The organism is Aminobacter sp. MET-1 (assembly GCF_026521175.1).
Lineage (GTDB): Bacteria > Pseudomonadota > Alphaproteobacteria > Rhizobiales > Rhizobiaceae > Aminobacter.
On the sequence record NZ_JAMSHL010000027.1, the window covers coordinates 25,895 to 40,254 of the forward strand.

Annotated in this window: 13 protein-coding genes and 1 tRNA gene; 6 read left to right on the forward strand and 8 right to left on the reverse strand. The window is 62.6% G+C overall.

The features are described from left to right. Nucleotides 1-18 precede the first annotated feature (18 nt). The gene (mscL, locus tag NDO48_RS25770) at nt 19-441 is read right to left on the reverse strand and encodes a large conductance mechanosensitive channel protein MscL (RefSeq protein ID WP_026226884.1); all 423 of its coding nucleotides are present in this window, start codon (nt 439-441) and stop codon (nt 19-21) included. Nucleotides 442-680: 239 nt separating this feature from the next. On the opposite strand from mscL, the gene NDO48_RS25775 reads away from it, so the two are divergent. Beyond that, the gene (locus tag NDO48_RS25775; RefSeq protein WP_018426477.1) at nt 681-4,169 is read left to right on the forward strand and encodes a PAS domain-containing hybrid sensor histidine kinase/response regulator; all 3,489 of its coding nucleotides are present in this window, start codon (nt 681-683) and stop codon (nt 4,167-4,169) included. A 59-nt stretch (nt 4,170-4,228) separates the two neighbouring features. On the opposite strand, the gene NDO48_RS25780 is transcribed toward NDO48_RS25775, so the two are convergent. Both NDO48_RS25780 and NDO48_RS25785 read right to left on the reverse strand, forming a co-directional pair. Continuing rightward, nucleotides 4,229-4,885, reverse strand: a complete 657-nt coding sequence (locus tag NDO48_RS25780; RefSeq protein WP_018426476.1) for a response regulator transcription factor — start codon at nt 4,883-4,885, stop codon at nt 4,229-4,231. Between the two features lie 151 nt (nt 4,886-5,036). Continuing rightward, nucleotides 5,037-5,480, reverse strand: coding sequence for a hypothetical protein (locus NDO48_RS25785; RefSeq protein ID WP_040456528.1), 444 nt, complete (start codon nt 5,478-5,480; stop codon nt 5,037-5,039). A gap of 111 nt (nt 5,481-5,591) precedes the next feature. Between NDO48_RS25785 and NDO48_RS25790 the strand changes: the two genes are divergently transcribed. Next, nucleotides 5,592-5,942, forward strand: coding sequence for a DUF952 domain-containing protein (locus tag NDO48_RS25790; RefSeq protein WP_026226883.1), 351 nt, complete (start codon nt 5,592-5,594; stop codon nt 5,940-5,942). Next, nucleotides 5,939-7,015, forward strand: a complete 1,077-nt coding sequence (locus NDO48_RS25795; RefSeq protein ID WP_267322652.1) for a quinone-dependent dihydroorotate dehydrogenase — start codon at nt 5,939-5,941, stop codon at nt 7,013-7,015. Before NDO48_RS25790 ends, NDO48_RS25795 begins: the two co-directional genes overlap by 4 nt. Here NDO48_RS25795 and NDO48_RS25800 read toward each other — a convergent pair. Next, nucleotides 6,991-8,349: an MATE family efflux transporter gene (locus NDO48_RS25800; RefSeq protein WP_018426472.1), complete on the reverse strand. Its 1,359-nt coding sequence runs from the start codon at nt 8,347-8,349 to the stop codon at nt 6,991-6,993. The two genes, NDO48_RS25795 and NDO48_RS25800, sit on opposite strands and share 25 nt — an antisense overlap. A 118-nt stretch (nt 8,350-8,467) precedes the next feature. Here NDO48_RS25800 and NDO48_RS25805 point away from each other — a divergent pair, with 118 nt between their 5' ends. Further along, a complete protein-coding gene (locus NDO48_RS25805; protein WP_018426471.1) occupies nt 8,468-9,364 on the forward strand; it encodes a histone deacetylase in 897 nt (298 codons plus the stop codon). A 91-nt stretch (nt 9,365-9,455) separates the two neighbouring features. On the opposite strand, the gene NDO48_RS25810 is transcribed toward NDO48_RS25805, so the two are convergent. Both NDO48_RS25810 and NDO48_RS25815 read right to left on the reverse strand, forming a co-directional pair. Continuing rightward, nucleotides 9,456-9,725, reverse strand: coding sequence for a DUF6460 domain-containing protein (locus NDO48_RS25810; RefSeq protein ID WP_018426470.1), 270 nt, complete (start codon nt 9,723-9,725; stop codon nt 9,456-9,458). Nucleotides 9,726-9,799: 74 nt separating this feature from the next. Then, nucleotides 9,800-10,777, reverse strand: coding sequence for a UDP-glucuronic acid decarboxylase family protein (locus NDO48_RS25815; RefSeq protein ID WP_018426469.1), 978 nt, complete (start codon nt 10,775-10,777; stop codon nt 9,800-9,802). Between the two features lie 76 nt (nt 10,778-10,853). Here NDO48_RS25815 and NDO48_RS25820 point away from each other — a divergent pair, with 76 nt between their 5' ends. Then, on the forward strand, nt 10,854-12,152 hold the full coding sequence (locus NDO48_RS25820) for a glycosyltransferase family 2 protein (protein ID WP_081623431.1): 1,299 nt from the start codon (nt 10,854-10,856) through the stop codon (nt 12,150-12,152). An 86-nt stretch (nt 12,153-12,238) separates the two neighbouring features. Further along, nucleotides 12,239-12,312, forward strand: a tRNA-Gly gene (locus tag NDO48_RS25825). Between the two features lie 884 nt (nt 12,313-13,196). Here the strand turns inward: NDO48_RS25825 and NDO48_RS25830 are convergent. Together NDO48_RS25830 and NDO48_RS25835 are read right to left on the reverse strand one after the other, a co-directional pair. Continuing rightward, complete coding sequence (locus NDO48_RS25830; RefSeq protein WP_267322653.1) at nt 13,197-13,388, reverse strand: hypothetical protein; 192 nt, start codon at nt 13,386-13,388, stop codon at nt 13,197-13,199. A gap of 130 nt (nt 13,389-13,518) precedes the next feature. Beyond that, nucleotides 13,519-14,295 (reverse strand): ABC transporter substrate-binding protein, encoded by a 777-nt coding sequence (locus NDO48_RS25835; RefSeq protein WP_026226881.1) that lies wholly within the window; start codon nt 14,293-14,295, stop codon nt 13,519-13,521. Between the last annotated feature and the right edge of the window lie 65 nt (nt 14,296-14,360).

Below are 14,360 nucleotides of genomic sequence, written 5' to 3' on the forward strand. Positions count from 1 at the left end.
TTCTCAATGCCAGCGCGATTATTTCTTGGCCAGAAGATCGCGGATTTCGGTGAGCAGCACCACATCGGCCGCCGGCGGAGGCGGCGGTGCTGATTCGGCCTGCTTCTCAAGCCGCTTGCGCATCGTGTTCACACCCTTGACCATCAGGAAGATGATCCAGGCCAGAATGAGGAAGTTGATGACGACAGTGAAGAAGTTGCCGTAGGCAAACACTGCACCCTGCTTCTTGGCTTCTTCCAGCGTCACTGCGGTCACCGACGACGACAGCGGCAGGAAGTAGTTGGAGAAGTCGAAACCGCCGAAGATCGCACCAACGATCGGCATGATGATATCGGCCACCAGCGACGATACGATCAGGCCGAAGGCACCGCCGATGATGACACCGACGGCAAGGTCCATGACATTGCCCTTGGCGATGAATTCCTGGAATTCCTTTAGCATCGAACCCTCCTTGTCACGCATTCAAGCGGCGAATCGACCATTCGCTTCGACCGCAGGCCCAACACCAACATAGCAAAAACCTCCCGTTGCAAAACCCGGCAATGCAACGGGAGCGTACAAACCGGCCTCAGCGCACGAGAGCCTATAGGAGACAAGGATAATGGACTTGGCCCCGAAGCTATGATTGCCTCCGGCGGAAAGGCCCGGGAAGTGGCCTGACTTCGGAGAAAGCGTCCCACGTGCAAGGCCTGGCCATCGTCTTCATCGCCATCGCCTATGTCTCGCTCTTGTTCGCCATAGCGAGCATTGGCGACCGCCGTGCCGCGCGCTGGACGCCCGGTGGTTCCAGGCCGTTCATCTATGCGCTGAGCCTCGCCATCTATTGCACCTCGTGGACCTTCTTCGGCTCGGTCGGCCTCGCCTCCGAGCGCGGGCTCGAGTTCCTTGCCATCTATATCGGCCCGGTGCTGGTGTTCATGTTCGGCTTCCCGCTGCTCAGCCGCATCATCAAGCTGGCCAAGTCCGAAAAGATCACCTCGATCGCCGACTTCCTGGGCGCGCGCTATGGCAAGAGCTTTTCCGTCGCCTCCATCGCCACGCTGATCGCCACCGTCGGTGCGATCCCCTACATCGCTCTCCAGCTCAAGGCGATATCGGGCTCGGTCAGCCTGATGATCGAGCACTACACCGGCGCGCCACCATCCTTCGACCCGTTCGTCAGCGACATCTCGCTCGTCGTGGCGCTGCTGCTTGCGCTGTTCGCCGTGCTGTTCGGCACCCGACATGCCGACGCCACCGAGCACCAGAATGGGCTGGTGCTGGCGGTGGCGGTCGAATCGATCGTCAAGCTGGTGGCCTTCCTCGCCATAGGCCTGCTCGTCACTTTCGTCCTATTCGACGGCCCCGGCCAGATGTTCGAAAGCTTCGCCGCGAGCGATCAGGTCGGCAACGCCATGAGTTACGGCACTTCGCTCGGCACCTGGCTGGTGGTGACCTGCATCAGCGGTTTCGCCATCGTCATGCTGCCCCGGCAGTTCTACGTGATGATCGTCGAGAACCGCAGTGAGAGCGAACTGCGCAAGGCGACCTGGGTCTTTCCTGCCTATCTGATAGCGATCAACCTGTTCGTGCTGCCCATCGCCTTCGCCGGCCTCTCCGTCGTCGGCACGGCCACGACGGGCGACCTCTACGTGCTGTCGCTGCCGCTGCTCAAGGGCCACGACTTCCTCGCCATGATCGCCTTCATCGGCGGCCTGTCGGCGGCGACCGCCATGGTCATCGTCGAAAGCGTGGCGCTGTCGATCATGATCTCCAACGACCTGGTGATCCCGATTTTCGTGCGCCGCCTGGTCAAGCTCAAGGCCGGCGACACCGAGGACTGGTCGGCGATCATCCTCAACATCCGCCGCGCCTCGATCTTCATCATCCTGTTCGTCGCCTTCCTCTATTACCGCGAGAGCACCAACAACACGCGGCTCGCTTCGATCGGCCTGATGTCGTTCGCGGCCATCGCCCAGTTCGCGCCGGCCTTCATAGGCGGTCTGATCTGGCGCCGAGCCAACGCAAGGGGCGCAGCCCTTGGCATGGCGGCCGGCATTGCCGTGTGGTGCTACACGCTGCTTTTGCCGACGCTCGCCTCGCCAGACACGGCGATCCTCTCCGAGGGCCTGTTCGGCATCGAGGCGTTGAGACCGCAGGCCCTCTTCGGCACCGCCGCCGAACCGCTCAACCATGGCGTCCTGTGGAGCTTGGCGATCAACGCGCTGTTCTTCGTCTTCGGCTCGCTGTCCCGCGCCTCCGTGCCGCTCGAGCGCATCCAAGCCTCGATCTTCGTACCGCGCGATTCCAGCCCGATGCCGTCGCTGCGCCGCTTCCGCACGGCGATCACAGTCAACGATCTCAAGGATACGATCTCGCGCTACCTCGGCGTCGAGCGCACCGAGAGGTCGTTCCAGAGCTTCGAGCGCGACAGCGGCAGCAAACTCAACGGCAACGACCCGGCCGGTATGGACGTCATCCGTTTCTCCGAACAACTGATGGCAAGCGCGGTCGGCTCGTCGTCGGCCCGGCTGATCCTGTCGCTGCTGTTCAAACGCGGTGACAATTCGGCCAAGGACACGTTCCGCCTGCTCGACGACGCCACCGAGGCGCTGCAGCACAACCGCGACCTTTTGCAGATCGCGCTCGACCAGATGGAACAGGGCATCACCGTCTTCGACCAGGACTTCCGGCTTATCTGCTGGAACCGGCAGTACCGCACCCTGTTCGACCTGCCCGATGACATGGGCCAGGTTGGTGTCTCGATCGACCGCATCCTTGGCTATCTGGTGGCGCGAGGCGACATTCCGCAGACGTCGCGGCTGACCACGCTCAACCGCCTGACCAGCTTCGGCGGCCCGTGGCAAATCGAGTTGCAGACAAGCGGCCGCATCATCGAGATGCGCTCCAATCCGATGCCCGATGGCGGCATCGTCGCCACCTATACCGACATCTCGGCCCGTGTTGCCGCTGACCTCGCACTCAAGCGCGCCAACGAGTCGCTGGAGCAACGGGTGAAGAGCCGCACCGCCGAACTGACCCGCGTCAACGAGGAACTGGCGCAGGCGCAGATGCTGGCCGAGGAGGCCAATCTCGGCAAGACCCGCTTCCTGGCGGCCGCCGGCCACGACATCCTGCAACCGCTCAACGCCGCGCGCCTTTACTGCTCTTCGCTGATCGAGAAGGCCGGCAAGGGCAATGCCGGGGTCGCCGCCCGCAACATCGAGTCCTCACTGGAATCGGTCGAGACGATCCTGGGCGCCGTGCTCGACATATCCCGGCTCGACGCTGGCGCCATGAAACCGGCCGAGACCGTATTCCGGCTGGACGGCCTGCTGCGCCAGATCGGCACCGACTTCCAGCCGATGGCGCGTGCAAAGAAGCTGGAGCTGGTGATCGTGCCGTCGACGCTTGCCGTCGAGACGGATCGCAACCTGCTGCGCCGCCTGATCCAGAATCTGGTTTCCAACGCGATCAAATACACCCGCAGCGGCCGCATTCTAGTTGGCGTCAGAAGGCGCGGCGAACTCGTAGAGATACAGGTCATCGACACCGGCATCGGCATCGCCGCCGACAAACTCGGCACCGTCTTCAATGAGTTCACCCGTCTCGACGAAGGCGTGCGCGAGGCGCAGGGGCTCGGCCTTGGGCTGTCCATTGTCGACCGCATCGCGCGCGTGCTGAGGCTTGAAATCCGCATCCATTCGGAAAAGAACAAGGGCACACGCTTCTCGGTGATCCTGCCAGTGACGACGGCCCAGGAACTGCCCACCGCTTCCACCGCGCGGCCGCGCGTTCAGGCAGGTGCCGTGCTCAACGGGCTGTCGGTCATCTGCATCGACAATGACGCACGCATTCTCGAAGGCATGCGGCTGCTGCTCGAAGGCTGGGGTTGCGTCGTGCGCACCTATTCCGGCTCTGCCGCGTTCGAAGCCGAACCCGCTGCCGCACCCGATGTCATCCTCGCCGACTACCACCTCGACGGCGAGAATGGCCTCGATGTCATCAGGATGATGCGTGCCAGCTTCGGCGAAGCGACACCCGCCGTGCTCATCACCGCCGACCGCTCCAATGAGGTTCGCGCTGCTGCAGACGCCATCGACGTCGCCGTGCTCAACAAGCCGCTAAAGCCTGCTGTGCTGCGTTCGATGATGAACCGGATGCGACGCATGGCCCACGCCGCGGAATAATATTCACCCGCCGCTGCATTGCCGCGGGCACCACCTTTTCCAAGCTATTGCGAAATGCGCTACGCCACCGGGCGCGGCTCGCCGCCGATCTTGGAGAGCAGGATGACCGCCTGGGTGCGGCTGTCGACGCCGAGCTTCTGCAGGATCGCCGAGACATGCGCCTTGATGGTCGCCTCGGAGACGCCGAGCTCGTAGGCGATCTGCTTGTTGAGCAGCCCTTCGGCCAGCATGCCAAGCACGCGCGTCTGCTGCGGCGTCAGCGACTGCAGGCGCTTGATAAGATCCGAAATCTCGGGATCGCGTTCGACGCCGAGGTCGATGTCGCCGGGTGCGGTGATCTCACCCGACAGCACGGTCTCCACCGCTTCGCGGATCTCGTCCATGCTCGCCGATTTGGAGATGAAGCCCGACGCGCCGAGTTCGAGCGCCCGCCTAATGGTCTCGGGGTCGTCATGGGCCGAGATGATGACCACTGGCACGGTGGCATGGATGCCGCGCAGCGAGATCAGGCCGGACAGGCCGGAGGCGCCAGGCATAGACAGGTCGAGCAGCACGATGTCGAGATCTTCATTGGCGGCGACGATCGATTTCACGCTCTCGAAGTCGCCGGCCTCGAGCACGCTCGATACATCCGCCAGCCCGGCAATCGCCTGCTTGAGCGCGCCGCGAAAAAGCGGATGGTCGTCCGCGATGACGAACTTGTGGCCAGCCGACAAATATCCCTCCCGAGGCTCCGACTGTTCTGCGCGCCGATACCTTCGACCGCGATTATGCGGGCCGGTGGCGTCTTTTCAAGCAGTTATACAGAAATCCGGCACGACATGACGGGTCATGCGCAACTTTCAGGCAAAAGCGCCGCAATTCCCGTCAGGTGCGGTCCGGCGCAGGACCCGGCGCCGGCTTCTCGGCTTGCTCTTCCTTTTCGATATCCTTTACAACGCCCATGAAGCTGCGGAAGAAGCGCTCCATGTAGCCAAGGCTCTTTTCGAACTCCTCGTCCGTCGGCAGCTTCGATTCGAGCTTCTGGGAGAGCGAATTCTCAAGCTTGACGACGCGCTGGTCGAGCGTCTTCAGCTCCGTCTGCAGCCGGCCAAGCTCGTCCTGCAGCGCCGAACGTTCGTCAGCAGCCAGCTTGCAGACCAACTGGCTGTCGCGCTCCTCGCAGATCGACATCTCGCCGGTCTGGGTGTCCATGCGGACATAACCCTTGTCGGTCTTTTCCATCTGGTAGCGCTGGCCCTCCGCGGCAGCAGCAGCGCCGAGGCCGAGACCGGCAACGAGCGGAACCAGAAGGATGGCGTTGCGACGCATGGCAATCTCCATTTCGACCGGCGCAAGTGTCGCGCCGTAATGGGCCCAAATTGCGGTGGGGCAAGCCCTGCCGCCCTTCCCCGCATGATGCTTTCAGCCTATAGCGCCCGTATGACGAAAACCATCTACAAGATCTGCCCCGAAGCTATGTGGCGCGAAGCCGAGCGCACCGGCACCTTCGCAGGCGCTCCGATCGATCTCGCCGACGGCTACATCCATTTCTCGACGGCAGCCCAGGTGGTGGAAACCGCCGCCAAGCATTTCGCCGGGCAAAGAGATCTGGTGCTTGTCGCCATCGAGGCTGAGAAGCTCGGTTCCGCGCTGAAATTGGAGGTGTCGCGCGGCGGCGCACTTTTCCCGCATCTCTATGCGCCACTCCAGGCGACGACCGCCAAATGGGTCAGGCCGCTGCCACTCAAGGCCGACGGCGCCCACGATTTTCCGGAGCTTGACCAGGAATGAACGCTTTCGACCGGCTCGGACGCCACCTGCTGTTCACCTTCGATCCAGAGGCCGCGCACGGCCTGTCGATCAAGGCGCTGCGCTGCGGCCTGCCGGTCGGCGGCCGCGCGCCCCGCGATGCGCGCCTGCGTGTCCGTGTCGCCGGGCTCGAATTCCCCAACCCGCTGGGTATGGCGGCCGGCTACGACAAGAATGCCGAGGTGCCCGATGGCCTGCTCGGCCTCGGCTTCGGCTTTGCCGAGGTCGGCACGGTCACGCCCTTGCCCCAGGCCGGCAACCCCAAGCCACGCATCTTCCGCCTCGTCGAGGATGATGCCGTCATCAACCGGCTCGGCTTCAACAATGAGGGCCACGACGCAGCCGAAAAGCGGCTCATCGCCCGTGCCGGTCGGCCCGGTATCGTCGGCGTCAACATCGGCGCCAACAAGGACAGCACCAACCGCATCGGCGACTATGTGCGCGGGGTGAAGCGCTTCGCCCGCCATGCCTCCTACCTGACCGTCAACATCTCGTCGCCCAACACGCCGGGCCTGCGCAACATGCAGGCGCGAGAGCAGCTTGCCGAGCTTCTGGCCAGCGTCATGCTCGCCCGCGCCGAAGCCGGCCATGCCGTTCCGGTCTTCCTCAAGATTGCGCCTGATCTCCACGAGGCCGAGCTCGAGGACATCGCCGCCGAGGTGACGGCAAAGATGGTCGACGGCATCATCGTCTCCAACACCACGATCACACGGCCGACGCTGCGCAGCTCGGCGAACACGAGCGAGACCGGCGGGCTCTCGGGCAAGCCGCTGTTTGCGCGCTCGACGGCGGTGCTTGCCCGCATGCGCAAGCTGGTCGGCCCCGAGCTCGCCATCATTGGTGTCGGCGGCGTCGATTCAGTGGAGACCGCGCTCGAAAAGATCCGCGCCGGCGCCGATCTCGTCCAGCTCTACACCAGCATGATCTATGCCGGCCCGTCGCTGCCCGCCCGCATCGTCAGCGGCATGGCCGATTTCGCCGCGCGCGAAGGCCTCAAGAGCATTTCGGAGCTGCGCGACACAAGGCTCGATCAGTGGGCGGCGACGCCGCTCTGAAACGTCGCCCTGGCGCGCGACCTCAGCAGCAGCAACAGGCATAGACCGCGCGCTGCCAGCAGCAGGTGCAGCGATGCCCACAGCCCGGCATTGCCATAGGCGGCAGGCAGCGTCATCAGCGCCGCGATGAACACCAACAGCGACAGCACCATCATGTTTCGCATGTCGCGCGACCAGGCAGCACCGATGAAGACGCCGTCCATCTGGAAGGCAAGCACCCCGCTGAGTGCGGTGAATGCCGCCCATGGCAGGAACGCGATGGCGATAACTCGCACATCCTCTGCAGTCGAGATGAGCTGGATCAGGTCGACGCCGAAGACCAGCAATGCAGTGGTCATGCTGCCGGCCAGCGCAAAGCCCCAGATCGAGCAGAGATAGACCGCCTTGCGGAAAGCCGGCTCATAGCGGGCGCCAACGGCACGGCCGGCCAGTTGCTCGGCGGCTGCGGCAAAGCCGTCGAGGAAGAAACCTGCAGCAATGAAGAAGTTCATCAGCACCGCATTGGCCGCCAGCGTCACCGTTCCGAACTGCGCGCCCTGACGCGTAAACAGCGCGAAGGCGACCAGCAGCGACAGCGAGCGGATCATGATGTCACGGTTGAGCACGAACAGGCGCTTGAACGCGGCCGCATCGAAGACACGCCCCCATGCCAGCTTCGGTTCGCGCCCGAAGCGCCGCAAAAGCACGGCAAGGCCGATGGCCATGCCGGCTGCCTCACCGGCAACCGCTGCCCAGGCAACACCTTCGACGCCCAAGCCCATATGCAGGCCCAGCCACAGCGAAATTGCAATATTCACGCCATTAAGCGTCGCCTGCAGGAACAGCGCGAAGCTGCCCTCTCCCCGCCCCAGTATGTAGCCTAGGATCGCATAGTTGATCAGCGCGAAGGGCGCACCCAGCATGCGGATGCGGACATAATGGTCGAGCGTCTCGCTGACGCGCGGCTCGGCCTGCATGAACCATTGCCCGGCGAGCGAGGTCAGCGGCGCGGTCAACGCCAGCACGATGCCGGCGATCAGCGCGATCACCACGGCACGCCAGAACACGGCCTGTTCTTCCGCCGCATCGCCGCGACCGAAGGCCTGGGCCACCAGTGCCGTGGTGCCGGCGCGCAGGAAGTTGAAGCTGGTGAAGACCACATCGAAGGCCACCGCGCCTGCCGCCAGTCCGCCGAGAAGGGCCGCGTCGCCGAACTGGCCGACAACAGCTGTGCCGACAAGCCCGATGAAAGGCGTCGTCAGATAGGCCAGCGTCATCGGCACGGCGATCGCCAGCACCGAGCGGTTGGTGACGGCAAAAGGCACGGCGCGGCCCTCTGGCGATGCGTATTCCAACGAAAGTCCTCCCGGCTTGCCAAATCTCCCTAGGGCACATGCCCCGGTTTCCCCAGCGCCCGCAACCATTTAAGTTGCGGGTCAATCGATTTCACCTGCCTGGTTCAGCCTTCGTTCAATGCCGCTTCAGATCGCCAGCCACCCCGACTATGACGCCGGCTTCGCCGCCGACCATCGCTTCCCGATGGGCAAGTACAGCCAGTTGATGGCACGGCTGGACGCGCTCGGACTGTCCGGCGGGCTCAACCGACCCGAAGTCATCGCGCCCGCGCATCTGCGCCTCGCCCATGAGGCTGATTATGTCGACCAGGTGCTGGCCTGCACCGTGCCACCCCACATCGAGCGCGAGATCGGCTTCCCTGTTGGCGAGCGTGTGTCACGCCGCGCCCAGCTCGCGGCTGGCGGCACCTTGCTTGCGGCCAGGCTTGCGCTTCGCCACGGCATCGCCTGCAATGCCGCAGGCGGCAGCCACCATGCCCGCCGGGCCCAGGGCGCCGGGTTCTGCACGTTCAACGACGTTGCGGTGGCGGCACTGGCGCTGCTCCAGGCCAAGGACGTCGAACGCATCCTGGTGGTCGATCTCGACGTGCACCAGGGCGACGGCACCGCCGAGATCCTTGCCGGGAACCCCGGCGTCTTCACCTTCTCGATGCATGCCGAAAAGAACTATCCGGTGCGCAAGGTCGCCTCCAGCCTCGACATCGGCCTGCCCGACAAGACCGGCGACGACACCTATCTCGAGACCCTGGCCGAAGCGCTGTCCCATCTGACGCGTCGCGGCCGATGGGACCTCGTCTTCTACAATGCGGGGGTCGATCCCCATCGCGACGACCGCCTCGGCCGGCTGGCGCTGAGCGACGACGGCTTGCGCCGGCGCGAGCGCCTCGTCATCGAGCATTTCCGCAAAGCGGGCGTGGCATTATGCGGCGTGATCGGGGGAGGCTATTCCACAGACGTTGCAGCGCTGGCCGCCCGCCACGCAATCCTGTTCGAAACCGCAGCCGCCTTCGCCTGACCAAACGCCCCCGCGGCCTGGCCGGACGCGTTCCTGGAAGCCGCGCCATGCCCTCCAAAGCCAAGCTTTGGTACAGCTCTCTCAGGAAAGCCTATTTGCGATAGCTGAACAGCCTGAGGATGATGAAGGCTGGCACCACGATCGCCGCACCCAGCATGAAATAGCCGAGGAAACGGTGGAAGGCGCTGAAGCCCATGCGCCAGATGTCGACGAAGAAATCGCGGATACCGTAGAGCACGTCGAAGGGCGACCAGCCGAACGCGCTCATGACGATGCCGACGAGGAAGGAGATCACAAGCAGCTTGAGGAACACCCGCAGCGGCGTGTCGCCGAGAAAACGCGTCAGTCCGTTCAAGCCCATTCTCCTGCGATTCTAACCTTTCCTGACATATCGCGATTGTCGACGGCGGTTCAAGGTGTGGGCGAGCGCCGCCGCTACACGGCCTGGCTTACCATCCGTGCCTCGCTTACGGGATGCAACAGTTGCTGGAAGTAGGCAACCGTAAGAGGCAACCCATCCTTGAGGCTGGTTTTAGGGCCCCAGCCCAGCGCCCCGGCAAGCGAGATATCCGGCTGCCTTTGCTTCGGATCGTCCTCAGGCAGCGGAAAGCGGGCCACACGCGAGGAACTCCTGGTCACGCGCAGCACTTCGTCGGCAAGTTCGATCATGGAGAATTCTTGCGGATTGCCGAGGTTGACTGGCCCGGTAAGACCGTCCGGCGCGGCCATGAGCCTGATCAGACCATCGACCAGATCGTCGACATAGCAGAAGGACCGTGTCTGCGAACCATCGCCATAGATCGAGATGTCCTTGCCCTGCAAAGCCTGGACAATGAAGTTCGAGACGACGCGCCCGTCGTCGGGCTGCATCCTTGGCCCATAGGTGTTGAAGATGCGGGCCACCTTGATCTTGAGTCCATACTGGCGGCGATAGTCGAAGAACAGGGTCTCAGCGCAACGCTTGCCCTCGTCATAACAGGAGCGCGGGCCGATCGGATTGACGTTGCCCCAATAACTTTCATTCTGCGGATGCACAGTGGGGTCGCCGTAGACCTCCGACGTCGACGCCTGAAGCACCTTCGCCCCATTGCGATGCGCCAGATCGAGCACGCGGATTGCACCAAGCACGCTTGTCCTCGTCGTGTGAACGGGATCGCGTTGGTAGTGAACCGGAGAGGCTGGGCATGCGAGATTGTAGATCTCGTCCACGTCGATCTCGAGCGGCTCGCAGACATCCTGCTCAATCAGTCGGAACGCCGGGTGACCAGCCAGATGCGCAATGTTGGCGTGAGAGCCGGTATAGAAATTGTCGAGACAGGTAACGTGAGCACCGCTAGCCAGCAGCCGGTCGCAAAGGTGAGAGCCGAGAAATCCGGCGCCGCCGGTGACGAGAATCTGTCGCTTGCTGGTCATACTGCACCTGAACGAATTCACTTGCCTTATGAGCTTCTAGCGGGCGATCATCATTTCGCCAATAGGTTGCACAAGCATGAACATAGACTACTTTGGCGGAAAGACGTCGCGCCGCTCTGCAGGACGGGAAACACCCGAGGCAGGGACCGTCCCTCGCGCACCGCTTACGATTGGAGGACATGAGATCGACGTTCTTGCCGGTGGCGCGCTTCAACCGCCGTTGGTCAGCTTCGTCGTGATCGCATGGAACTACGGGCAATATGTCGGCGCAGCAATCGACTCGATCAAACGGCAGGACTACCCGCATTTCGAGTGCCTGGTGATCAACAACGGATCGACAGACGACAGCGCCGAAGTGATTGCCAGGCACGTCGCAGGCGACAGCCGGTTCCGCGTGGAAACACTACCGGACAATCGCGGTCAATTGGGTGCCGCACTTTGGTCGATCGACAAGCTTAACGGTGGTTTCGTCACATTCGTCGATGCCGACGACGTGCTTTTCGCAAACTATGCCTCGACCCATCTGCAGGTGCACATGGCGCTGCCTCACGGCGTCGGCTTCACCTCATCCAATGTGGCGGAGATGAATGCTGCCGGCGGCGTGCTGACAGCTGAATCGGTGCACGTAGACATCACGCGTGTCGGGCCGCCCCTTGGCTTGCGGCCTGCGAACGGGACGCTCCGCCTTCCCACAGTTTCAGACGAAACCTATCAGGCTCTTTCCTCTGCTACCGCAATGGTGCCGCATAAGAAGAAGGGCTGGTTCTGGGGGCCGGGAACGTCGAACATGTATCGAAGTTCCGTGCTCCGTCTCATCCGCTTCGAAGACGGAAGCCGTCCTTGGATGCGCGCCGCCGACGCCTACCTCAATACTCTTTGTCACGCCTTTGCCGGCAGCGCTCTCATCGGCAAGACCCTGTCAGGCTATCGCCTTCACGACAACAACTACTACGCTACGCGAGAAACGTTGCCGTCACTGCAGTCAGGCACGTTCGCCTATGTCGACAAGGCAAAGGACCACAAGTACCGCGACATCGAGAATCTGCTGCTCCATGCCGGCCAACTCAGTTGGGTTGCCCAACGGAATTTCTGGGACGTTTTGGACCACGCCACGCGTCAGCCCACCACCAAGTTGCACAGGTTCTATGGCGAGCCACGTGTGGTCGACCTCTTCGTACAGCATGCGCCGACCTTGGTCGAAGCCTTCACCGCCAAGTCCTTTTCCAGAGAGGTAGCCATGCGCTTCTCCGGCAAACAAGCCTGGACGATCCTGCAAGCCGGGCTGGGAAAAGGCTCCACGCTGCACGTCGCTACCGGAACGCTGCAAGGCCGGCTGTGGCGGCTGCGTTTCTGGTTGCGCCGGAAGAAAGTCTAGGCCGACAATTCATCTACACATCCGCAAGCGAACTTTGCATCTTCCCGATTGCCGCCGCACATCCGCAATGCTAACCAAGTGCCCGCGCGGGTATGATGTAATGGTAGCCTGTCAGCTTCCCAAGCTGAACGCGCGGGTTCGATTCCCGCTACCCGCTCCAGATCTCCAGCAAAATCCGTTGAGTTCAAAGGTCGGCGCCGGCTCGCCCGAAGGGCGCCGCTCGGTCTCGGGCAGGAGAGCCGAGCGGCATTCAGGAACCTCCCCCCGCAGAAAGGTCCTGAAGAACTCAAGGCCGGCGATAGGCGCTTCGAACGGGCCGAACCAGCAGAACACTCGGATGTATCTGCAGCATAAGAGATGACATCAGTTGCATGACTTGTCTCTCCTCCAATTGGGTGACCAAGCAATCGGCACGGCTTTAACTGCGACAATCTACGGTTGTTTAACTTCATCATAGGAACAACAGCACGAATTCACGCCATGCCCTTCAGAGGAGCTCGGAACCGGCAGCGGCATACAGGCGAACGCATTCAATCCGCGATTGCTCCAGCCAATACTGCGGGTTGCAAGGTTGCTGCTCGCGCTCGGAGTGCCTCGGCAAATGGCTATCTGAATGGCTGGCCGCTCCCACGGCTGCCTCTGCCCCAAACGACATGACCACGCGTCTCATCTTCATGATCGCGCGTCCCAAAGTTGTCCGATTACCTCATTCGGGGCAGTGACAGAATGGCTCCGTCATGGGAAGGCAGTTGCAGCAGTTCACCGAAATGCTCTGCTGGTTGGCCGACGCGCGCGACATATCCACTGGCGTGGCGTCGGCCTCTCGCACCCCGCTCGGCAACGCGGCATTCGAACTACGAGACGTCGCGACGGATGGACAATCGGTGGGCTCGAACACGCCTTCACCGACAATGCTATCGGCCTGCCGACCGCGGCGACGACAAGCATCCCGCGCCTGACACCAGCCACATCAAGCCTCTCGACCCAAGGCTCCCGCCAAGCCATCGCTTGCAAGGTCTAAGCCTTGTCCCGGCCTAAGCTGAGCTAGCGCCTGAATTCGTGCTCGCGCAGGTAGCGCAGATGGTGGCCTTGGGGTCCGGTCGCGTAGCCGAACTTCAGGCCATAGTCGTTGTAGTAGTTGGGCTGGAAGTCGCTGACATAGCCGTAGTTGTCCGACATGCAGCCTGGCAATGGCACTGAGAGACCGATCGCAAGCGAAACGAAGATGTAGCGCATGGCTTGTTACCTCCGATCGAGGAGATAGTGCGCCCGATCGGCCGGATCCGCCAGTGGATCCGGGTCAACTCTCCGATATCGGCGCGGCCGGACGCCAATGACGCCCGGCCGGCCTGTTCGATGCTGCCGATCAATCCTTGCCGTAGATGTCGAAGTCGAAATATTTGGCGTTGATCTTGGCGTAGGTGCCGTCCTTGACGATGGCGTCGATGGCGGCGTTCAGCTTCTCGCGCAGCGGGTCGCCCTTGCGCACGGCGATGCCGGTGAGAGACTCCGTGTTCTTGAGATCGCCGACCAGCTTGCAGCAATCATTACCGGTGGTCTTGAGCCAGTCGACCAGCACGAACTTGTCGGATACCACGGCGTCGAGGCGGCCGTTGGTAAGGTCGGCCATGGCCTCATCCTGCGTCGGATAGAGCTTCACGTCGGCGCCGGCCTTGGCGTAATGATCCTCGGCATAGATCGCCTGTGTGGTCGATCCCTGGGCGCCGACAGTCTTGCCCTTGAGGGCATCGGGCTCGGGCGAAGTCAGGTCGGTGTTCTTCAGCGCCACCAGCGCCAGCGGCGTGGTGTAGTACTTGTTGGTGAAGTCGACCTGCTGCTTGCGCTCGTCGGTGATCGTCATCGAGGCGATGATGGCGTCGAACTTGCCACCCTGCAGCGCCGGGATGATGCCGTCCCAATCCTGCGTCACCCACTCGCATTCGACTTTCATTTCGGCGCACAGCGCGTTGCCGACATCGATGTCGAAGCCTGCCAGCTTGCCGTCGGAGGTCAGTGTGTTGAAGGGTGGATAGGCGCCCTCCGTGCCGAGCTTGAGCTTCGTCTGCTGCGCCGAAGCGCCTCCCATTGCAAACAGAAGCGCCGCAACTGCGGCCGAATATGCGAATTTTCTGGAAATCTGCATTGTCGTCTCCGTTGTCGGGTACTCTTTTTCGCGAGTATTTCCCCGACCACAGCCAATCACAGCAA

Bases quoted from the DNA above. Each gene is read 5' to 3' on its own strand.
- mscL (WP_026226884.1), bottom strand. From the start codon at position 441: ATGCTAAAGGAATTCCAGGAATTCATCGCCAAGGGCAATGTCATGGAC.
- NDO48_RS25785 (WP_040456528.1), bottom strand. From the start codon at position 5,480: ATGCGTCGCAACGCCATCCTTCTGGTTCCGCTCGTTGCCGGTCTCGGC.
- NDO48_RS25790 (WP_026226883.1), top strand. From the start codon at position 5,592: ATGACGAAAACCATCTACAAGATCTGCCCCGAAGCTATGTGGCGCGAA.
- NDO48_RS25795 (WP_267322652.1), top strand. From the start codon at position 5,939: ATGAACGCTTTCGACCGGCTCGGACGCCACCTGCTGTTCACCTTCGAT.
- NDO48_RS25805 (WP_018426471.1), top strand. From the start codon at position 8,468: ATGCCGCTTCAGATCGCCAGCCACCCCGACTATGACGCCGGCTTCGCC.
- NDO48_RS25810 (WP_018426470.1), bottom strand. From the start codon at position 9,725: ATGGGCTTGAACGGACTGACGCGTTTTCTCGGCGACACGCCGCTGCGG.
- NDO48_RS25815 (WP_018426469.1), bottom strand. From the start codon at position 10,777: ATGACCAGCAAGCGACAGATTCTCGTCACCGGCGGCGCCGGATTTCTC.
- NDO48_RS25820 (WP_081623431.1), top strand. From the start codon at position 10,854: ATGAACATAGACTACTTTGGCGGAAAGACGTCGCGCCGCTCTGCAGGA.
- NDO48_RS25830 (WP_267322653.1), bottom strand. From the start codon at position 13,388: ATGCGCTACATCTTCGTTTCGCTTGCGATCGGTCTCTCAGTGCCATTG.
- NDO48_RS25835 (WP_026226881.1), bottom strand. From the start codon at position 14,295: ATGCAGATTTCCAGAAAATTCGCATATTCGGCCGCAGTTGCGGCGCTT.